The following is a 19,909-nucleotide window of genomic DNA, read 5'->3' as shown; positions in this document are numbered from 1 at the left end:
CGGGCCTTTTTGTGGAAGCGGCTTGGGCTTAGAACCTGAACACTTCCATATCTGTACGAATCGGCGTGGCCATCGGCATCTTCGGCTTTTCCGGAGCGGCCGGCTTGGCTTGTGCCGGAGCCTGCCTGCGTGTGGCTTCGGCAATTGGCGGCTGGTTGGCCAATGGCTTGAGGGCCACCGACAACTGCTGCGCCAACTGCTGCAACAACACCCCTTGGGCCTGAACCTGGGACGCGGTGGTGCCGGCATGTTCTTCCTGCAGATGCACGATACGGTTATCGCGCACCTGACCCCGGCGGTCGATCAAGCGCCACTGAGCATCGAGAATCGCCGGCTGCGATTTGCCGGAGTCAAGCCGGGTAATGGTCAATAACACCTGCACATCCGGGGTAAAACCAGTGGGCGCAGGCGCCAGCACCACGCGCTGGCTGTCGAGCTGACCGGCCACCTGGCGCAACATCAACTGGTTGATGTCAGACGACAGGCTGCCCGCCCAACGACCATCCAGGGAACCTTGCAGGCTGCCGTCGTTCTGACGTTGCAGCAGGGTTTCGCGTTGCAGGTAGTCGGCGACCACCACCGGGCCCAGTAATACAGCCATGCCAGCCGTTTGTGCGGGCTGAGCCGGACTTCCGCTGTCCAGCTGGTACAGCGACACCGGTTGGTGCGTGCTGCAACCCGCCAGCCCCAACAGGCCAGCGAGCATCAAAAATAGAGGAAGGCGTGGAGCAGTCATCATCCCATCCAGGTGGCTGCCACAAGGCGAACCACAATGTAATACTAAAAATAACTTAAACACGCTCGGCCACGCCGGCGCTGGAAAGGCCATATCATCCGTGAATATGCGCCATGACTCCAGCGCCAAAGCACCGATCTACCGGTTAAATCCTAGATCAAGGGCTCTAAACCGGGTTAAACGGGCGTTTCCACGAGTAAAGCATCCACACGCTGGAAGCCACGCGGCAATTTGTTACCACGGCGACCCCGTTCCCCCTTGTAGTGTTCAAGGTCGTCAGGGCGCAGCGACAACGTGCGCTTGCCGGCCTGGAGCACCAGGGTAGAACCTTCAGGGATCACCGCGATATCGGTCACGTACTCTTCGCGACTGGCCACCCGCTCCCCTGGAATACCAATGATCTTGTTGCCCTTACCTTTGCCCAACTGCGGCAGATCGCTGATCTTGAACACCAGCAGACGCCCTTCGGTGGTCACCGAGGCCAGCCAGTTGCTTTCGCGATTGTCCACCGGACGCGGCAGAATCACCTTGGCATTGTTCGGCAGGCTCAGCAGCGCCTTGCCCGCCTTGTTCTTGGCCTGCAGGTCTTCCCCCTTGACCACGAAACCGTAACCGGCGTCGGACGCGATCACGTACAGCGAGTCGTCATCGGGCAGCAGCACGCACTCGAAATTCGCCCCCGGCGGCGGCGTCAGACGCCCGGTGAGCGGCTCGCCCTGCCCACGTGCAGACGGCAAGGTATGGGCCGGCACCGAATAGCTGCGCCCCGTTGAGTCGATAAACACCGCAAACTGGTTGGAACGCCCGGCCGCAGCGGTCTTGAAGCCATCGCCAGCCTTGTACGACAGGCCGGTGGCGTCAATATCATGCCCCTTGGCGGAACGAACCCAACCCTTTTCCGACAGAACGACGGTAATTTTCTCGTTAGGCAACAGCTCGGTTTCTGTCAGGGCTTTGGCCTCGGCGCGCTCGACAATCGGCGAGCGGCGGTCGTCGCCATAGGTTTCGGCGTCCTTGATCAGTTCGCTGCGCACCAGCTTCTTGAGCTTGGCTTCGCTGCCCAGCAGCGCTTGCAGCTTGGCCTGTTCCTTGAGCAGCGCATCCTGCTCGTCGCGCAGCTTCATTTCTTCCAGTCGCGCCAACTGGCGCAAGCGGGTGTCGAGGATGTAGTCAGCCTGGATCTCGCTCAGTTCGAAACGCGCGATCAGCTCGGCTTTCGGGTGCTCGGCGGTACGGATGATATGGATCACTTCATCCAGGTTGAGGTAGGCGATCAGCAAACCGTCCAACAGGTGCAGGCGGCGCTCGACCTTGTCCAGGCGAAATTGCAGACGGCGACGCACGGTCTGCACGCGGAACTCCAGCCATTCCACCAGCAGGTTGCGCAGGTTTTTCAGCTGCGGCTTGCCGTCCAGGCCGATGATGTTGACGTTGACCCGGTAGCTGGACTCCAGGTCGGTGCTGGCGAACAGATGCTGCATCAGCACTTCGTGGTCGACCCGGCTATTGGTCGGGATGATCACGATGCGGCACGGGTTTTCGTGGTCGGACTCGTCACGCAGGTCGGCAACCTGCGGCAGTTTCGACGGCTTGGCCTGCATCAGCGCGGCAATCTGCTCGAGCACCTTGGCCCCGGAGACCTGGTGCGGCAGCGCGGTGACAATAATGTCGCCGTCCTCGATGTGATACACGGCGCGCATGCGCACCGATCCCTTGCCGGTCTCGTACATCTTCAGCAGATCGGCGCGCGGCGTGATGATTTCCGCTTCGGTCGGGTAATCCGGGCCTTGGATATGCTCGCACAGCTGCTCCACCGTGGCCTTGGGCTCGTCGAGCAGGCGCACGCAGGCAGTGGCGACTTCACGCAGGTTGTGCGGTGGCACGTCAGTGGCCATGCCGACCGCGATGCCGGTGGTGCCATTCAGGAGGATATTCGGCAAACGTGCCGGCAACACCAGCGGTTCGTCAAGGGTGCCGTCAAAGTTCGGCCCCCAGTTTGCCGTGCCCTGGCCCAGCTCGCTGAGCAGCACTTCGGAGTAGCGCGACAGACGCGCTTCGGTGTAACGCATGGCCGCGAAGGACTTGGGATCATCCGGCGCGCCCCAGTTGCCCTGGCCGTCCACCAACGTGTAGCGGTAGCTGAACGGCTGGGCCATCAGCACCATCGCTTCATAACACGCCGAGTCGCCGTGGGGGTGAAACTTGCCGAGCACATCACCGACGGTACGCGCCGACTTTTTGTGCTTGGAATCGGCGTCCAGGCCCAACTCACTCATGGCGTAGATGATGCGCCGCTGCACGGGCTTGAGGCCGTCGCCGATATGCGGCAGGGCCCGGTCCATGATCACGTACATGGAATAGTTGAGGTAGGCATTTTCGGTGAAGTCAGCCAGCGATCGGCGTTCTACGCCATCTAAGCTGTCTGCGAGGATGTCACTCATGCGGGCCTCATCATGGTCTGGTAAGGCGCGGTGGCAAGGCCGCTGCGCCGGGTCAATTCAAGTGTTGGATTGTTCATGGCTGGGCACTCCAGCCACCGGCCGGGGCGGCAAAACGGTAGACCACCGGGCGTTTTTCACCATCGGCACGCGGGCCGAAGTTGTTGTCGATGCCCAACCAGGCACCGTCTTCGTCGATCACCAGGGCTTCAGCCAGGCCATAGGGCTGGGCGTAGCGCCGCTCGGGCTTGAGGGTTTCGTCGGCAAACGACCAGCACCGCTCAACCTTGGCCGTAACCGGGTCACGCCGGCAGATCTGGAACGCATTGCGCTCAAGGGTAAACAGCTTGCCCTTGAACAGCGCCAGGTCGGCAAAATCCCTGGACACCGCCTTCGCGTTGGTGAACTGGGCCGGCTGCACTTCCTGGCCGGCTTCGCTGAGTAACACGCAGGCGCCGTCACAGTCCCACAGGCTGTGCGGGCGTTTGATGGACATCAGCCCACGCCGCTCACGCTCGGCGGCGAGCCAGATCTGGTTGCCCTCGGGGTTCACCGCCAGGCCTTCAAACAGCGCATTGAAGTGCAGCAACATGCCGCTGGCCCGGGCTTCGCGCACCATGCGCGGGGCGATCTGCAGCCATTGCGGCGCGCCGTCCACCGGCACCTGCAGCACCGCCGCATGGGCTTCGCTGACGATGTAGCGGTTACCCGCGGCATCGCAGCTGATGCCTTCAAAATCCAGGTCGCCGCCGCGAATGAACGATGCCGCCGTGGTGCGCGAGCGCAAGCCCCAGGGCAAACCGGACTCGGGCACCGGTGGCACCTCGATCTTTACCGTTTCGGCCTGCCACACGGGCGCGCCGATATCCAGGCGATAGATCTGCTCGTCGTCGCGGTCGGACACCGTCCATAAATCCTTGCCGCACAGTGCCAGGCCCGACAGGTTACCGCCGCGCATGCCGTCCACGGCGTGCTCGGACACCAGTTTGAGCTCCGCCACGGGAGCGGCCACCGCCTCGCTGGTCACCAGAGCGCTCACCATCAGGATCGCCAGGGCGATGCCTGTGCGCATCAGCCCAGTACCTCGGCCAGGTTGCCTTTGGATTCCAGCCAGGCTTTGCGATCCGGAGCGCGTTTTTTTGCCAGCAGCATGTCCATCATTTCCGACGTGCCGGCGAAGTCTTCCAGGGTCAACTGCACCAGACGCCGGGTGTTGGGGTCCATGGTGGTTTCGCGCAGCTGCGGCGGGTTCATTTCGCCCAGGCCCTTGAATCGCGTGACCTGCGGCTTGCCACGTTTCTTCTCGGCGACCAGGCGATCGAGGATGCCGTCGCGCTCGGCCTCGTCCAGTGCGTAGAAAATCTCCTTGCCCAGGTCGATGCGGTACAGCGGCGGCATGGCGACGTACACGTGACCGGCATCCACCAGCGGGCGGAAGTGCTGCACGAACAGCGCGCATAGCAGGGTGGCGATGTGCAAACCATCGGAGTCGGCGTCGGCGAGGATGCAGATCTTGCCGTAGCGCAGCTGGCTCATGTCCGCCGCGCCCGGATCGACGCCGATGGCCACGGCGATGTTGTGCACTTCCTGGCTGGCGAGCACTTCGCTGCCATCGACTTCCCAGGTGTTGAGGATCTTGCCGCGCAACGGCAGGATCGCCTGGAATTCCTTGTCCCGCGCCTGCTTGGCCGAACCGCCGGCGGAGTCACCCTCCACCAGGAACAGCTCGGAGCGCATCGGGTCCTGCCCGGCGCAATCGGCCAGTTTGCCGGGCAGTGCCGGGCCCTGGGTGATGCGCTTGCGCTCGACCTTCTTGCTGGCCTTGAGGCGACGGCCGGCGTTGTTGATCGCCAGTTCCGCCAGGGCCAGGCCCAGCTCCGGGTGTGCGTTGAGCCACAGGCTGAAGGCATCCTTGACCACACCGGAGACAAACGCCGCCGCTTCACGGGACGACAGGCGCTCCTTGGTCTGCCCGGAAAACTGCGGTTCCTGCATTTTCATCGACAGCACGAACGCGATGCGCTCCCACACGTCTTCCGGCGCCAGCTTCACACCGCGCGGCAGCAGGCTGCGGTATTCGCAGAATTCGCGCATGGCATCGAGCAGGCCCTGACGCAACCCGTTGACGTGGGTGCCGCCCTGGGCCGTGGGGATCAGGTTGACGTAGCTTTCCTGCACACTGTCGCCGCCCTCGGGCAGCCACAGCAGCGCCCAGTCGACCGCTTCCTTGTTACCCGCCAGGCTGCCGCAGAACGGCTCGTTGGGCAGGCGTTCGAAGTCGCTGACCGAGTCTTCGAGGTAGGAGCGCAGGCCGTCTTCATAGTGCCACTCGACCTTCTCGCCGGTGCCTTTGTCTTCAAAAATGACCAGCAGGCCCGGGCACAGCACGGCCTTGGCCTTGAGCACATGCTTGAGGCGGCTGATGGAGAATTTCGGCGAATCGAAGTATTTCGGGTCCGGCGCGAAGTACACGCTGGTGCCGGTGTTGCGCTTGCCGACGGTGCCGACCACTTGCAGCTCGGTGGCTTTGTAGCCATCGGCAAAGGTCATTTCGTACTCGTTGCCGTCACGCTTGACCTTGACCCTGACCTGCGTGGACAGGGCGTTGACCACCGAAATGCCCACGCCGTGCAGGCCACCGGAGAACTGGTAGTTCTTGTTGGAGAACTTGCCACCGGCGTGCAGCTTGGTGAGGATCAGCTCGACGCCCGACACGCCCTCTTCGGGGTGAATGTCCACCGGCATGCCGCGACCATCGTCGGACACTTCCAGGGAATGGTCGGCGTGAAGAATCACATGCACCGATTTAGCGTGCCCGGCCAAGGCTTCGTCGACGCTGTTGTCGATGACTTCCTGGGCGAGGTGGTTCGGCCGACTGGTGTCGGTGTACATGCCGGGGCGTTTGCGCACCGGGTCGAGGCCCGAGAGGACTTCGATGGCGTCTGCGTTATAAGAGCTAGCGCTGGGAGTGGCCATGGGGTCTCGTCTAGAGTCTTGCGATTAAAAAAGTACCCTGGGATTTCACAATGCGCTGAAATCGAAGGATTGATACTGATCTGCGCCAATGCCGGCAAAGCTGAGCAACGCCGGCAATTGCCGGGCGAAGCCCTGATAACCGTGGTCGCCGCCGGCCTGGATGCGCAAGGCACAGGCCCGGTAGTACTGCTGGGCGAGGCGATAATCCAGGGTTTCATCCCCGGTCTGCAACCACACCTGATAACGCGCGGCATCCTGGGGCGCCGGCACTTCCAGTTCGGCCAGCGCCGTGACGTGGTCGTGGGTCAGTTCCCAGGTTTCATCGGTATAGAGGTTCTTCTGGGGGCCCAGGTAACCGTCGAACATCCGATGAGGGCTGACCGCCGGGTTGACCAGCAGCGCCTTGAGGCCATGGCGCTGCGCGAGATGGGTTGCATAGTAGCCGCCGAGTGAGCTGCCGACCAGCAATGGCCGCCCGAGCTGCGCAATGGCCTCTTCCAATTGAGCAATCGCCTTGCGTGGGTGGTGATGCAGGGCCGGTACACGCAATTGATCGGCCAGGCCAAGGCTGTCCATCACGGTTTTCAACTGGCTGGCCTTGTTGGAGACCGGCGCGCTGTTAAAACCGTGGATATACAGGATCGAAGCGGACATGCCAGGGCTCTCCGTGACTCAGCCAAAGAGGCGCAGTTTACAGGGAATATGGGCAGAATGTGGGAGGGGGCTTGCTCCCGATAGCGGTGGGTCAGGGCGTACAGGTGCCGGCTGATCCACCGCTATCGGGAGCAAGCCCCCTCCCACGTTTATTGGGTGTTTGCAGCTTTTAATAACCGTTACTGCCGTAATCGACAGTAAACGCAAAGTCTGTGACACGCTCCACCCCGGTCTCCAACCGTCCGTCGGCATGCAGGCGCAGCCAACGGTAGCCCGGCGCCTGCTCGCTGACCGCAAAATCCTCGCTGCCCGGCGCGAACTGGATGCAGGTGGACGGCGATGCCAGCAGACGCACACCATTGCGCGCCCGGTCAATTTCCTGATGCACATGCCCCCACAGCACCGCCCTGACCTGGGGGAAGCGGTCGAGCACGGCAAACAATGCTTCCGGGTTGCGCAAACCAATGGGCTCCATCCACGCGCAGCCGATGGGCACCGGATGGTGGTGAAAGCACACCAGGTGATGTTGATCAGGCGCTTCGCTCAAGGCTTGGGCCAGCAGTTGCAGTTGCTGGTCCTCCAGGTAGCCCGGCACCGAGCCGGGCACGGCGGAATCGAGCAGGGTGATGCGCCAGTTGCCGACATCGACCACGGGGTCCAGCAGGTCGCTGTTCACGGCGGCCTGGATCATGACCTGCGGTTCATCGTGGTTTCCTGGAATCCAGCGCGTCGGTGCGCCAAGCGGCGCGGTCGTAGCGCGAAATTGCTGATACGACGCCAGCGTGCCGTCCTGGGACAAATCTCCCGTGGCCAACACCAGATCGACACAGGGCTGCTGCTCGCGCACAAGCGCGACCACCCGATGCAGGCTGTCACGGGTATTCATGCCCAGCAACGTGCTGTCGCCGTCGGCAGACAAATGGCTGTCGGACAGTTGCACCAGCAAGGCAGTGTCAGGGTTCACAGTGGGTACGCGGGGCAAGGCGCTCTCCCTGGCAATCACAGTAAATGAACATTTGTGGGCATTATGCTGAAGCGGGGTCTAGCGCACCACTGCGAACTCATGGCCCAGGGCCAGGCAATGGCTCAACCACTCGCCGAGGAACACATTGAGCTGTGCTTTCTCATCGGGCTGGTGCATGAACACATTCGGGTAGGGATAGATGCTGCGAAAACGCCGCGCATGCTCGGCACTGATCACTTCGGCCATGCGCGCATCGTGGTACACCTGCACTTCCAGTTGCGGCACCGGCAGCCACGGCAGGCTGTGTTCCTGGCGCACGCGCAGGGTGGTGGTATAGGGGCAGTTGACGATGACCTCCAGGGCCAGCACGCCGAGCATCTGGTCGCCGTGGGTCACCCCGATGCGCCGCGCCTCGGGGGCGTGGCGCATGTCGGGAAGCAGGCGCATCAGCCGCGCATAGTTGGCCTCGCAGGCCGCTTGCAACCCGATCAGGTCAACGCGATAGCGTTCCCGTGCCTTTACTGCCATAACCCCCTCACTTCCGCGCGGTTAAGCGCGAGCCACTGCAGGGCGATAATGCTGGCTGCGTTGGAAATTCTGCCGTCGCGCACGGCTTGCAGGGCGTCTTCAAACGCCCACACCGTGACGCGGATATCTTCTGCCTCTTCTTCCAGTCCATGGACGCCACCGGCTCCCGCGCTGTCGCAACGGCCCAGGAACAGGTGCACAAATTCGGTACTGCCACCGGGCGACGGGAAATACTTGGTGATCGGCCACAGCGCGGAGAACGTCAGCCCAGCTTCCTCCTCGGCTTCGCGGTGTGCAACCTCCTCCGGTTCTTCGTCCTTGTCGATCAGCCCGGCAACCATTTCCACCAGCCACGGGTTATCGGTACGCCCCATGGCGCCGACGCGAAACTGCTCGATCAGCACCACTTCATCGCGTTGCGGGTCGTAGGGCAGCACGCAGACAGCATCGTGACGCACGAACACTTCGCGGTTGATCACTCGGCTCATGCCGCCATCGAATTTTTCGTGGCGCAGTTGCACGCGATCGAGCTTGTAGAAGCCTTTATAAGCATTGTCGCGCTGAACAATTTCGATTGTGCTCGGCGTCGATTTCGCAATACCCGTCATGTCCCATCCTCGATAAGCCTGCGCAATGGGCGCCATCCTAACGCGCTCCAGCCCTCGGATGCAGCCCCTTTCCAGTTGCCGGGATAGACGGCTGGCGTCAAACTCACTCTAATCAGCTTAGTGCGAACTGACTGCCTTGCCGGTAGTCGAAGCTCCACGAATTTCGCTCTTATCGACGGAAGAAGACCCTACATGTCGCTCTTGAAAATCGCCTCCGTGGCGTGTATCGCATTGACCCTCGGCGCCTGCCAGAGCCTGTTCCAACCCGCGTGGCACACGCCTCTGGAAGCCACCCGCGACGCCAGCGAGCAAAGCAAGCCGGGCTGCACCAGCACTGATTGCCCGCTGGTGAACATCGACACCGTGCATTTTGCCAAGGAGCCCAAGCTGGATGCGCTGATCGAACAGCGCCTGCTGGAAATGGCTCAAACCAACGCCAGCGACCCGCTGCCGACCAGCCTGGACACCTATCGCGAACAGTTCCTGAAGACCGCCGCCCCGCGCAACAGCATGTACTTGCAGGCCAAGGTACGCGAGCAGCATGACGGCTTGGTGATTATCGAACTGTCCAGCTACCTGGACCAGGGCGCCACTCATGGAGAACCCGGCCGCGCCTTCATCAACTATTCGCGCCAGCAGCAAAAGGCCCTCTCGCTCACCGACATGCTGCTGCCCGGCAAGGAAGAGGCCCTCTGGAAAGCTGCCCAGGTGGCGCACAACAGCTGGCTGATCAGCACGCGCCTGAGCCTGGAGCCGGAGTTCGTGAAGAAATACCCTTTCCAGAAGACCCCGAACGTGGCGCTGACCTACGGCGGTGTGATCCTCAAGTACCCCACCAGCACCATCGCGCCGTACGCCCTGGGCCACGTCGAGTTGCAGATCCCCTACTCGCGCCTGGAAGGCATCCTCAAGCCTGAGCTGATGCCCGCACGCCGCTGAAGGCGCGAGCCAGGACAAACTGCAACCCCCCTGCCAGCACCAGCGCCGGCAGGGTTGCGCCGATGTCCGGATACAGCTTGGCCAGCAGGTGGTAAGTGGCAATGCCCCCCAGCCACGCCACCAAGGCCGGCCAACGCAGTTCAACGACCGCCCCCTGGCCGCGACGGCGCAGGATGAAGTGATCCACCAGCACCACGCCAAACAGCGGCGCAAACACCGAACCGATCAGCAGCAGGAAGTTCTGGTACTGGGCCAACGGCGCAACGCAGGCAATCAAGGTGCAGACCACCCCAATAGCCAGCGCCAGGTGCTCGACCTTCAAGCGCACCAGCATCGCGCTGGACACCGCCGCCGAGTGAATATCGGCAAACGCGTTTTCCGACTCGTCCAACAGGATCAGCAGCAGCGGAATGCCCAGACCCGCGCCGGCCAGCGCCAACAGCAATGCATTGACCTCACCGCTCGGCGCGAACGCCAGGGTGTAGGCCACGCCCAGGCTCATCAGCCAGACATTCCCGATGAAGAACCCCAGCGCCGTGCCACCGAACACGCTTTTCGCGCGTTTGCCGAAGCGTGAGTAATCGGCGATCAGCGGCAGCCACGACAACGGCATGGCAATGGCGATATCAAAGCCCACCGCAAACGGCAGCGAGCCATCACCGGGCCGGGCCCAGAGCGCGGCGAGGTCGGCCTTGGCGAACAGGTTCCAGGTCAGCCACAGGCAGGCAGCGAGCAGCAGCCAGATGCCCCACTTGCGCAGCACCTGCCGCACGAAGGTCAGCGGGCCGCTTACCGCCAGCAACGTCGCCAGGCTGCCGAAGAACAGGGTCCACAGCAACGGGCTGGCGAACACACTGCCGTCGCTGAACGCGCGCGTGCCCAGCAGGCTGGCGGCGTCGCGCATCACGATGATTTCGAAGGAGCCCCAACCGATCAACTGCAACAGGTTGAGCAGCGCCGGCAGGCTCGCGCCCCGGCTGCCGAGGCTGAGCTTGAGCGCGGCCATGGCGGACAGGCCGGTGTCGCTGCCGATCACGCCGACAGCAGCCAGCAGCAACACGCCGACCAGGGTGCCAAGGAAGATCGCCAGCAGTGATCCCGACAGACCGAGGCCAGGCGCCAATAACGCGCCGGTTTGCAGGACCATCAGACCGATGCCGAGGGAGAACCACAAGGAGAACAGGTCGCGGGCGCCGAAGACGCGTTTGTCGGCGGGCACGGCGATGTCGGGGGAATAGGTGCTGGGTTGAATGTTCAAGGGAGATTGTCTCTGAGAGGCACTTGTTGTTTTCAAGAGGGTTATCGCGAGCAAGCCCCCTCCCACAGTTGGCATGCATTTCAACTGTGGGAGGGGGCTTGTTCCCGATGAGGCCGGTACAGACCACTAAAATCCCGAATCAGACCTTTTTATACAGCTGACTGCCTTCCTGCTTGAACCGCTCCGCCTGCTCCGCCAAGCCTCTGGCCACGTCCACATCCACCGCTTCAATGCGCTGGTTGGCCGCGTACTCGCGCACTTCGTGAGTCACCTTCATCGAGCAGAACTTCGGCCCGCACATCGAGCAGAAGTGCGCGACCTTGGCCGACTCCTTGGGCAAGGTCTCGTCATGGAAGGCCCGCGCGGTGTCCGGGTCCAGGCCGAGGTTGAACTGGTCTTCCCAGCGGAACTCGAAGCGCGCCTTGCTCAAGGCGTTGTCGCGAATCTGCGCGCCCGGATGGCCCTTGGCCAAATCCGCCGCGTGCGCCGCGATCTTGTAGGTAATGATCCCGGTTTTCACGTCATCCTTGTTCGGCAAGCCCAGGTGTTCCTTGGGCGTGACGTAGCAGAGCATGGCGCAGCCGAACCAGCCGATCATTGCCGCGCCGATGCCGGAGGTGATGTGGTCGTAGCCCGGCGCAATGTCGGTGGTCAGCGGGCCAAGGGTATAGAACGGCGCCTCGTCGCAGCACTCGAGCTGTTTGTCCATGTTCTCCTTGATCAACTGCATCGGCACGTGACCGGGGCCTTCGATCATGGTTTGCACGTCGTGCTTCCAGGCGATCTTGGTCAGCTCGCCGAGAGTTTCCAGCTCGCCGAATTGCGCGGCGTCGTTGGCATCGGCCACCGAGCCCGGGCGCAGGCCGTCACCCAGGGAGAAACTGACGTCGTAGGCCTTCATGATTTCGCAGATTTCTTCGAAGTGCGTGTAGGCAAAGTTTTCCTTGTGGTGCGCCAGGCACCACTTGGCCATGATCGCCCCGCCCCGGCTGACGATGCCGGTAACCCGGTTGGCGGTCAGCGGCACATAGCGCAGCAGCACGCCGGCGTGGATGGTGAAGTAGTCGACGCCCTGCTCGGCCTGTTCGATCAGGGTGTCGCGGAACAGCTCCCAGGTGAGCTCCTCGGCCATGCCGTCGACTTTTTCCAGGGCCTGGTAGATCGGCACGGTGCCGATCGGCACCGGCGAGTTGCGGATGATCCACTCGCGGGTTTCGTGAATATGCTTGCCGGTGGACAAGTCCATGATGTTGTCCGAGCCCCAGCGAATGCCCCAGGTCATCTTCGCCACTTCTTCCTCGATGGACGAACCGAGGGCGCTGTTGCCGATATTGCCGTTGATCTTCACCAGGAAGTTACGGCCGATGATCATCGGTTCCAGCTCGGTGTGGTTGATGTTGGCCGGGATGATCGCGCGGCCGCGAGCGATTTCCTCGCGCACGAACTCCGGGGTGATGATCTTCGGAATGCTTGCGCCAAAGCTGTGCCCGGCATGCTGCTGCTTGAGCAGTCCGGCCGCGCGGGCCTCTTCGAGTTTCATGTTCTCGCGGATGGCAACGTATTCCATCTCCGGCGTGATGATGCCCTTGCGCGCGTAGTGCATCTGGCTGACGTTGGCGCCGGCCTTGGCACGGCGCGGGTTCTGCAGGTGGGCGAAGCGCAGGTAGGCAAGCTCCGGGTTATCCAGGCGTTCCTGACCGTAGCGTGAGCTCAGGCAGCTCAGGCGCTCGGTATCGCCGCGTTCTTCGATCCACGGCGAGCGCACGTCGGCCAGGCCTTTGCGCACGTCGATGATGACATTGGGGTCGGTGTAAGGGCCGGACGTGTCGTAGACCACCACCGGCGCGTTGATTTCGCCGCCGAATTCGGTGGGCGTCACGTCCAGGCTGATCTGGCGCATGGGCACGCGGATATCGGGGCGCGAGCCCTGCACGTAGATCTTTTGCGAGCGGGTAAACGGCTGCACGGAACCGGAGTCGACCTTGGCCGATTCACTCAGGTGCACGGCATTTTTTGATTTTTGGCTTTTTGGTTCAGTGTTCATCACAGGCTCTCCAACTTATCCAGGCGGTGGATTGTTGTCGGAGCGAACCTGGGACGGATGGACGCACTGATGGCAGTGCTGTGCTCTGTGCACGAGGGCGTTCGATGGTCGAACAGCATCCCGGACGAAGCACAAGAGGACTCGCCGGGTGACGAGAAATCTTGTTCCCTACGCAGGCGTTAACCTGATCAGGTTCAACGGGATCCGGTATTTACCGATCTCAGCCTTCCAACAAGGCACCCCGACAAGAACGCGGCCAGTCTAGACCATGGCGTGGGCAAATTGCCAATAACGGTGGATCAGGCGTGATGAATGGCGTGATTGCGGGATTGTTGTGCCGTGGTCGCGCCACTACACTCCAGAGCGGTCTCAAGGCTTGACGCTGTACAGGCGCCACCGTAGCCTTGGACGATTAATTATCAGCGTAATATTTATTCAGGGATCGCCTCATGCTGCGCAAACTCTCACTGGCCCTTGCCGTGTCTTGTGCGACCAATGGATGGGTCTGGGCAGCTGAAGCGCCCTTGTCCGTCAACACCGATCTGGTCAGCGTCTACCAGGAGGCGGTGAACAACAACGCCGACCTGGCCGCCGCCCGCGCCCAATATGGCGCGCAAAAGGAAGTGGTGCCCCAGGCCCGCGCCGGCTTGCTGCCCAACCTCTCGGCCGGTGCCGACAGCAATAATGTGCGCACCCAGCTCGACCAGCCGGCGGCCACCGTCAACCGCGACGCCCACTCCTGGCGCGCGACCCTGAGCCAGCCACTGTTTCGCGCCGACCGCTGGTTCCAGCTGCAGGCCGCCCATGCGGTCAACGAGCAGGCCTCGCTGCAACTCTCGGCGACCGAGCAGAACCTGATCCTGCAAAGCGCCGAAAGCTACTTCACGGTGCTGCGCGCCCAGGACAACCTGGCCTCGACCAAGGCCGAAGAAAACGCCTTCAAGCGTCAGCTGGACCAGTCCAACGAGCGCTTCGACGTGGGCCTGTCGGACAAGACCGACGTGTTGCAATCCCAGGCCAGCTACGACACGGCCCGCGCCAACCGCATCCTCGCCCAGCGCCAGGTCGACGACGCCTTCGAAGCGCTGATCACCCTGACCAACCGCCAGTACAACGCAATCCAGGGCATCGTCCACAGCCTGCCGGTGCTGCCGCCGATGCCGAACGACGCCAAGGCCTGGGTCGAAACCGCCGGCCGTCAGAACCTCAACCTGCTGGCCAGCAACTACGCCGTCACCGCCGCCGAAGAAACCCTGCGCCAGCGCAAGGCCGGCCACTTGCCTACGCTCGACGCGGTGGCGCAGTACGAAAAGGGTGACAACGACGCGCTGGGCTTCGGCAATCCGAACCAATTGCCGATTCCCTACGGCGGCGATGTGTCGCAACGCACCGTCGGCCTGCGCCTGAATATCCCGCTCTACAGCGGCGGCCTTACCAGCTCGCAGGTGCGCGAGTCCTATTCGCGCCTGGACCAGTCCGAGCAACAGCGCGAAGGCCTGCGCCGCCAAGTGGTGGAAAACACGCGCAACCTGCACCGCGCGGTGAACACCGATGTGGAACAGGTGCAGGCGCGCCGCCAGTCGATCATCTCCAACCAGAGCGCGGTGGAAGCCACGGAAATCGGTTACCAGGTGGGAACGCGCAACATCGTCGACGTGCTGGACTCACAGCGCCAGCTCTACGCGTCGGTGCGCAACTACAACAACAGCCGCTATGACTACATTCTCGACAACCTGCGCCTGAAGCAGGCATCGGGTACCTTGAACCCGGGTGACCTGCAGGAACTGACGCGCTACCTCAAGGCCGACTACAACCCGGACCGCGATTTCCTGCCACCGGACCTCGCCAAAGCCGCCGCCGAACAGCTCAAGGCCCGGCCCGGGTCCTGACAACCCTCCCACAGCTTTTTATCTGTGCTATGTCAGTTGATCAGTCGGCCAAGGCCATCCAGCAAACGCTGCAACGCGCCCTGATTGGCCTGCATCACCTTGAGCCCCGCCTGCGCCATGCGGCGGGCATCCTGCGGCAGTTCGAACAACTGGCGTACCGCCTCGGCCAGACCGTCAGCATCATCCACCTCACGCAACGCCCCGGCCTCGCGCATCATTGCGGTGATCTCCAGAAAGTTGAACAGGTGCGGCCCCATGATCACCGGCAACCCCAGCGCCGCCGGCTCAAGCGGGTTATGCCCGCCGGTCGCTACCAGGCTGCCGCCGACAAAAGCGCTGTCGGCCAATGCATACAGAAACAGCAGCTCGCCCATGGTATCGCCGAGCAACACGGCGGTTTGCGCCGTGACGGGTTCGCCGCTGGAACGGCGCACCGTGGCAAAGCCCTGTTGCTCGCACAACTCGAACATCGGGCCGAAGCGCTCCTGATGGCGCGGCACCAGAATCAACAACGCATTGGGATAGCTGTCGAGCAGTTGACGATGAGCCGCGAGTACCACCGCATCCTCGCCTTCGTGGGTGCTGGCGGCGATCCATACCGGGCGCTGGGTGGCGCCCCATTGCTCACGCAGGGCCGCGGCGCGTACCGGTAATTGCGGGTCGATGGTCAGGTCGAACTTGATCGAGCCGGTCACCTCCACCGTGTCCGCTCGCGCGCCGAGGCTTCGGAAGCGTTCGGCTTCGGTTTGCGTCTGCACGGCCAACAGGCTCATCTCTGACAGCATCGGCGCGGTGAGCCTGGCAAACCGCGCGTAGCCCTTGGCCGAGCGCGCCGACAATCGCGCATTGGCCAACGCCACCGGAATGCCGCGCCGGGCGCAGGCGTGGATATGGTTGGGCCACAATTCGGTTTCCATGATCACCGCAAGCCTGGGCTGCACGCGATCAAGAAAGCGCTTTGCCGCGCACGGCACGTCATAGGGCAGGTAGCAATGCTGGATGCGCGGCTCGTTGGCGAACAGCGCCTGGATACGCTCGGAACCGGTCGGTGTCATGCAGGTGACCGTGATCGGCAACTGCGGATAACGCTCCAGCAGCCCACGGACCATGGGCGCTGCGGCAATGCTTTCGCCCACCGACACGGCATGCACCCAGATCCCGCCGGGCTGCATCGCCGGCAAGCCAAGGGAAAACCGCTCGCCCACGCGCTGTGCATAGGCCGGCGCCTTGCGTGCACGCAGCCACAAACGTAAAGCCACCAACGGCAGCGCCAGGTAAAACAGACAGCTGTAGAGAGTTCTATTCATGGCGGCGGAGTTTATCGGCTTTTTCAATAGTGAGCCTATAGAATGCCCATCCTGATACCGCCGCACGCCGAGGACTGCCCCATGAATGCCGCCTATTACTATCTGGCCATCGCCATCTGCTCGGAAGTGATCGCCACCGTGTCCATGAAAGCCATCAAGGGCTGGAGTACGCCGATCCCGCTGCTGCTGGTGATCGTGGGGTATGGCGTGGCGTTCTGGATGCTGACCCTGGTGGTGCGCACGGTGCCGGTGGGCGTGGCGTACGCCGTGTGGGCCGGGATGGGGATTGTGATGGTGAGCATCGCGGCGTTGTTCATCTACGGGCAGAAACTCGATGTGCCGGCAATGCTGGGGATGGGCCTGATTGTGCTGGGCGTGGTAGTGATCCAACTGTTCTCGAAAACCGCCGGGCACTGACCGCCACGCTACAGCCTGTATACTGCGCCCCTTGTCTTGAACACTGAGGTCGCCCATGCCATCCGATATTTCCACCGACGTCCTGATCGTCGGCGCCGGGGTTGCCGGCCTCTGGCTGAATGCGCGCCTGCGCCGCCAGGGCTTTTCCACGGTGGTGGTGGAAAGCGCCACCCTGGGCGGCGGGCAGAGTGTGAAATCCCAGGGGATCATTCACGGCGGTGCGAAATATGCGCTGCACGGCGCGCTGACCGGCGCCTCCGAGGCGATTGCCGACATGCCACGCCGCTGGCGCGAAGCCTTGGCCGGCAGCGGTGAGCTGGATTTGTCCGGCGTGCGCCTGCTCTCCGAGGCTCACTACCTGTGGTCTCCCGGCACCCTGGCCGGCAACCTCACCAGTTTTTTCGCCAGCAAGGCCGTGCGCGGCCGGGTCGATCAGGTCAAGGGCGACGCGCTGCCACCGGCCCTGCAGGACCGCCGCTTCAAGGGCAAGGTCTATCGCCTGGCGGAACTGGTCGTCGACGTGCCCAGCCTGATCGAACGCCTGGCGCAACTGGCCGGTGACGGGCTGCTCGCCGGGCAACGGATCGAGCCGCTGCGCGAGGGCAATACGCTGGTGGGTCTGACGGTGGATGGCCGTGAGATCCGCGCCCAGCGCATCGTGTTGAGCGCCGGCGGCGGTACCGCCGAGCTGCTGAAGGCCTTGGGCCTGAGCACTCCTGCCATGCAAAGACGCCCGCTGCACATGATCATCGCCAAGGGCCCCGGCCTCAAGCCGCTGTACGCCCACTGCCTGGGCGGCGGCACCAAACCGCGCATCACCATCACCACCCACCCGGCCGCCGACGGCAATTGGGTGTGGTACATGGGCGGCGACATCGCCGAGGCCGACGGCGTGACGCGCACCCCACAGGAACAGATCGCCACCGCGCAAAAAGAGCTGGCGCAACTGCTGCCGTGGATCGACATGAGCCAGACCCGGTGGGCCACCCTGCGCGTCGACCGCGCCGAGCCCTTGCAGTCCGGCCTGGTGCGCCCCGACAACGCCTTCCTCGCCGAAGAGGGTCGCCTGCTGGTGGGCTGGCCAACCAAACTGGCGCTGGCGCCGGACTTTGCCGATCGCGTAATCAACAGCCTCGAACGTGACGGCATCCGCCCCGCCGGCGGCGAGCCACTGCCCGCCCTGCCAAAACCTGCCATCGGCGTACCCGCCTGGGAGCAACTGTTGCCATGAGCCTGCCAACCCTGCACGACCTGCACCGCCCCCTCGGCAGCACCGGCCTGCGGGTCTCGCCGCTGGGCCTGGGCACCGTCAAGCTCGGCCGCGACCAGGGCGTGAAGTACCCCAATGGCTTCCAGATCCCCAATGACGAGGAGGCGCGCATGTTGTTGCGCCAGGCGCGCCAGCTGGGCATCAACCTGATCGACACCGCGCCGGCCTATGGCTTGAGCGAAGAGCGCCTGGGGCCGCTGCTGCGGGAGCAGCGCAAGGACTGGGTGATCGTCAGCAAGGTCGGCGAAGAGTTCGAGAACGGCGTCTCTCGCCACGATTTCAGCGCCGCCCACACGCGCCTTTCCATCGAGCGCAGCCTGAAACGCCTTGAAACGGATTTTATCGACCTGGTACTGGTGCATTCCGACGGCAATGACCTGCACATCCTCAACGACTGCGAAGTGTATGAGACCCTGGCCGCGCTGAAAAAAGAGGGCAAGATTCGCGGTTTCGGCTTCTCCGGCAAAACCGTCGAAGGTGGCATCAGGGCCCTGGAGCAGGGGGACTGCGCGATGGTCACTTACAATCTGAACGAACAATCCGAGAAAGCCGTCATTGATTATGCAGCGGCCCACGGCAGGGGCATTCTGGTGAAAAAAGCCCTGGCCAGCGGCCATGTGTGCCTTGACCCTGGAATGGATCCAATTCGTGCCAGTTTCATGTTGTTGTTTGCGCAAACGGGCGTCGCCAGTGCTATTGTCGGGACCATTAATCCGCTGCACCTGGCCCATAACGTGGCGACCGCTGCCCAGGTCATTCGTCAACTCTGATGCCGCCGACGCGGCCGACCCCGTCGCAAGAAGGAGCCGACATGCCGCGAACGCTCATAAGAAAGAACCCGAGTAACTTCAAGACCCTGCCGCTGCACGTCGAAGCCAGCCCCGAAGGCCTGAGCTACCAGAGCGTCGGCATGCCGCTCAACTTTGCGCAGACCCTGCAACGGCGCAAGCCGGTGGAGGTGGCCGACCCCGAGCGTTTCGCCCTGGAGCTGGCCAACCTGGGCGTGTCGGTGCGCCTGACGCTGCACTGGCAAAACAGGGACTATTGGGTGCTGGTGCGCCAGCGTCGCCAGGACCGTGGCGATGTGGTGCTCAAGCTGATCTCCGGCTACGTCCCCGCCCACGAACTGAACCTGCCGCTGCACACCGCCATCCAGGAAATCGCCGAGGAATGCCTGCTGGAAACCCCGGAAGGCTGGCTCGGCGGGCGCTTCAACGACACCTGGCTGCCGGCGCCCTACTCCGCCGCCCTGCACTATCGCGAAGCGCTGCCGTTTCGCTTGAGCCCGCTGTCGGGCGCGGCCCGCCCGGTACGCTGCGCGACCATGCAACTGATCGAGCGCCCACGGGCCTATGTGCACTTGCCCACAGCCTCACTGCAATTGATCTATGACCTGCGCCTGGAAGTGCCCAAGGAGGCCAAGTCCCTGAGCCTGTTCCATGTGGATGAGCGGCTGGAAGGTGATCAACTGGTCGCGCGCCTGGACCGCCAGCGCCCGGACCTCTACCTGATGCCGCTCAAGGATGGCCAGCCAGTGGCCGAGCTCTATACCTTGAAGAAAGACCAGTTGTACCCGGCCAGCACGCGGGGCCTGTACCTGGCGGAAAGCTTCGCCCAGCAGGACGGCTGGCTGGTACGCGACGAGCGGATTCGCTGGAAGGACTGGCTGCGCCAGCAAGGCCTGGCAGAGCCGGAAAAGGAATCCAAACTCAAGCGTCTGGCCAAGCGCGTGCTGCGCAAGATGGTGCCGAAGAAAAAATAATGTGAGAGCCCCCGCCAGTTCTTCGACTTGGCACTCTCGCCCAGCAAACTGAAGCCTCTGTGGCGAGCAGGCTTGCCCTGCGTTGGGCTGCGCAGCAGCCCCAAAACCAGGCGCTGAGC

The 19,909-nt window shown here is 63.1% G+C and carries 17 protein-coding genes and 1 riboswitch; of the genes, 6 read left to right on the top strand and 11 right to left on the bottom strand.

Annotated features, from left to right (window positions below):
* Positions 1-28: 28 nt before the first annotated feature.
* The 8 genes from TU79_RS23530 to TU79_RS23495 form a co-directional block, all read right to left on the bottom strand.
* Complete coding sequence (locus TU79_RS23530; RefSeq protein ID WP_057010234.1) at positions 29-739, bottom strand: PqiC family protein; 711 nt, start codon at positions 737-739, stop codon at positions 29-31.
* Positions 740-912: 173 nt separating this feature from the next.
* A complete protein-coding gene (gene parC, locus TU79_RS23525; RefSeq protein WP_057010233.1) occupies positions 913-3,177 on the bottom strand; it encodes a DNA topoisomerase IV subunit A in 2,265 nt (754 codons plus the stop codon).
* A gap of 73 nt (positions 3,178-3,250) precedes the next feature.
* The gene (locus TU79_RS23520) at positions 3,251-4,246 is read right to left on the bottom strand and encodes an esterase-like activity of phytase family protein (protein ID WP_057010232.1); all 996 of its coding nucleotides are present in this window, start codon (positions 4,244-4,246) and stop codon (positions 3,251-3,253) included.
* Positions 4,246-6,150, bottom strand: coding sequence for a DNA topoisomerase IV subunit B (gene parE, locus TU79_RS23515; RefSeq protein ID WP_057010231.1), 1,905 nt, complete (start codon positions 6,148-6,150; stop codon positions 4,246-4,248). The genes TU79_RS23520 and parE overlap by 1 nt, the downstream gene beginning before the upstream one ends.
* A gap of 45 nt (positions 6,151-6,195) precedes the next feature.
* Entirely contained in the window at positions 6,196-6,804 is a 609-nt protein-coding gene (locus TU79_RS23510) for a YqiA/YcfP family alpha/beta fold hydrolase (protein WP_057010230.1), read from the bottom strand.
* Positions 6,805-6,973: 169 nt separating this feature from the next.
* On the bottom strand, positions 6,974-7,786 hold the full coding sequence (gene cpdA, locus TU79_RS23505; protein WP_057010229.1) for a 3',5'-cyclic-AMP phosphodiesterase: 813 nt from the start codon (positions 7,784-7,786) through the stop codon (positions 6,974-6,976).
* A gap of 60 nt (positions 7,787-7,846) precedes the next feature.
* Positions 7,847-8,296 (bottom strand): DUF1249 domain-containing protein, encoded by a 450-nt coding sequence (locus TU79_RS23500; protein ID WP_053139340.1) that lies wholly within the window; start codon positions 8,294-8,296, stop codon positions 7,847-7,849.
* Positions 8,287-8,904, bottom strand: coding sequence for an NUDIX domain-containing protein (locus TU79_RS23495; RefSeq protein WP_057010228.1), 618 nt, complete (start codon positions 8,902-8,904; stop codon positions 8,287-8,289). Before TU79_RS23495 ends, TU79_RS23500 begins: the two co-directional genes overlap by 10 nt.
* A 192-nt stretch (positions 8,905-9,096) precedes the next feature.
* Here TU79_RS23495 and TU79_RS23490 point away from each other — a divergent pair, with 192 nt between their 5' ends.
* Positions 9,097-9,843, top strand: a complete 747-nt coding sequence (locus TU79_RS23490; RefSeq protein ID WP_057010227.1) for an RsiV family protein — start codon at positions 9,097-9,099, stop codon at positions 9,841-9,843.
* On the opposite strand, the gene cytX is transcribed toward TU79_RS23490, so the two are convergent.
* Positions 9,812-11,101: a putative hydroxymethylpyrimidine transporter CytX gene (gene cytX, locus TU79_RS23485; protein ID WP_057010226.1), complete on the bottom strand. Its 1,290-nt coding sequence runs from the start codon at positions 11,099-11,101 to the stop codon at positions 9,812-9,814. The two genes, TU79_RS23490 and cytX, sit on opposite strands and share 32 nt — an antisense overlap.
* Positions 11,102-11,240: 139 nt before the next feature.
* Positions 11,241-13,145, bottom strand: coding sequence for a phosphomethylpyrimidine synthase ThiC (gene thiC, locus TU79_RS23480; RefSeq protein WP_057010225.1), 1,905 nt, complete (start codon positions 13,143-13,145; stop codon positions 11,241-11,243).
* Positions 13,146-13,293: 148 nt separating this feature from the next.
* Positions 13,294-13,399, bottom strand: a riboswitch (TPP riboswitch).
* Between the two features lie 195 nt (positions 13,400-13,594).
* On the opposite strand from thiC, the gene TU79_RS23475 reads away from it, so the two are divergent.
* Complete coding sequence (locus TU79_RS23475; protein WP_057010224.1) at positions 13,595-15,034, top strand: TolC family outer membrane protein; 1,440 nt, start codon at positions 13,595-13,597, stop codon at positions 15,032-15,034.
* A gap of 32 nt (positions 15,035-15,066) precedes the next feature.
* Here the strand turns inward: TU79_RS23475 and waaA are convergent, their stop codons facing one another.
* Positions 15,067-16,341, bottom strand: coding sequence for a lipid IV(A) 3-deoxy-D-manno-octulosonic acid transferase (waaA, locus tag TU79_RS23470; RefSeq protein WP_057010223.1), 1,275 nt, complete (start codon positions 16,339-16,341; stop codon positions 15,067-15,069).
* 81 nt (positions 16,342-16,422) lie between these two features.
* Here waaA and TU79_RS23465 point away from each other — a divergent pair, with 81 nt between their 5' ends.
* Genes TU79_RS23465 through TU79_RS23450 form a run of 4 tightly spaced genes read left to right on the top strand, consistent with a single transcriptional unit; the run spans position 16,423 to position 19,790 of the window.
* On the top strand, positions 16,423-16,758 hold the full coding sequence (locus TU79_RS23465; protein ID WP_003188013.1) for a DMT family transporter: 336 nt from the start codon (positions 16,423-16,425) through the stop codon (positions 16,756-16,758).
* A gap of 55 nt (positions 16,759-16,813) precedes the next feature.
* The gene (locus TU79_RS23460) at positions 16,814-17,989 is read left to right on the top strand and encodes an NAD(P)/FAD-dependent oxidoreductase (RefSeq protein WP_057010222.1); all 1,176 of its coding nucleotides are present in this window, start codon (positions 16,814-16,816) and stop codon (positions 17,987-17,989) included.
* A complete protein-coding gene (locus tag TU79_RS23455) occupies positions 17,986-18,798 on the top strand; it encodes an aldo/keto reductase (RefSeq protein ID WP_057010221.1) in 813 nt (270 codons plus the stop codon). The genes TU79_RS23460 and TU79_RS23455 overlap by 4 nt, the downstream gene beginning before the upstream one ends.
* 41 nt (positions 18,799-18,839) lie before the next feature.
* Positions 18,840-19,790, top strand: a complete 951-nt coding sequence (locus TU79_RS23450; RefSeq protein WP_057010220.1) for a hypothetical protein — start codon at positions 18,840-18,842, stop codon at positions 19,788-19,790.
* Positions 19,791-19,909 lie beyond the last annotated feature (119 nt).

Origin of the sequence: Pseudomonas trivialis, from assembly GCF_001439805.1 — a bacterium.
GTDB classification, from domain to species: Bacteria; Pseudomonadota; Gammaproteobacteria; order Pseudomonadales; family Pseudomonadaceae; genus Aquipseudomonas; species Aquipseudomonas trivialis.
The sequence above is the reverse complement of the archived record's forward strand: the minus strand, read 5'-3'. Positions and strand labels throughout refer to the sequence as shown.

Bases quoted from the DNA above. Each gene is read 5' to 3' on its own strand.
- TU79_RS23530 (WP_057010234.1), bottom strand. From the start codon at position 739: ATGATGACTGCTCCACGCCTTCCTCTATTTTTGATGCTCGCTGGCCTG.
- parC (WP_057010233.1), bottom strand. From the start codon at position 3,177: ATGAGTGACATCCTCGCAGACAGCTTAGATGGCGTAGAACGCCGATCG.
- TU79_RS23520 (WP_057010232.1), bottom strand. From the start codon at position 4,246: ATGCGCACAGGCATCGCCCTGGCGATCCTGATGGTGAGCGCTCTGGTG.
- parE (WP_057010231.1), bottom strand. From the start codon at position 6,150: ATGGCCACTCCCAGCGCTAGCTCTTATAACGCAGACGCCATCGAAGTC.
- TU79_RS23510 (WP_057010230.1), bottom strand. From the start codon at position 6,804: ATGTCCGCTTCGATCCTGTATATCCACGGTTTTAACAGCGCGCCGGTC.
- TU79_RS23500 (WP_053139340.1), bottom strand. From the start codon at position 8,296: ATGGCAGTAAAGGCACGGGAACGCTATCGCGTTGACCTGATCGGGTTG.
- TU79_RS23495 (WP_057010228.1), bottom strand. From the start codon at position 8,904: ATGACGGGTATTGCGAAATCGACGCCGAGCACAATCGAAATTGTTCAG.
- TU79_RS23490 (WP_057010227.1), top strand. From the start codon at position 9,097: ATGTCGCTCTTGAAAATCGCCTCCGTGGCGTGTATCGCATTGACCCTC.
- thiC (WP_057010225.1), bottom strand. From the start codon at position 13,145: ATGAACACTGAACCAAAAAGCCAAAAATCAAAAAATGCCGTGCACCTG.
- TU79_RS23475 (WP_057010224.1), top strand. From the start codon at position 13,595: ATGCTGCGCAAACTCTCACTGGCCCTTGCCGTGTCTTGTGCGACCAAT.
- waaA (WP_057010223.1), bottom strand. From the start codon at position 16,341: ATGAATAGAACTCTCTACAGCTGTCTGTTTTACCTGGCGCTGCCGTTG.
- TU79_RS23465 (WP_003188013.1), top strand. From the start codon at position 16,423: ATGAATGCCGCCTATTACTATCTGGCCATCGCCATCTGCTCGGAAGTG.
- TU79_RS23460 (WP_057010222.1), top strand. From the start codon at position 16,814: ATGCCATCCGATATTTCCACCGACGTCCTGATCGTCGGCGCCGGGGTT.
- TU79_RS23455 (WP_057010221.1), top strand. From the start codon at position 17,986: ATGAGCCTGCCAACCCTGCACGACCTGCACCGCCCCCTCGGCAGCACC.
- TU79_RS23450 (WP_057010220.1), top strand. From the start codon at position 18,840: ATGCCGCGAACGCTCATAAGAAAGAACCCGAGTAACTTCAAGACCCTG.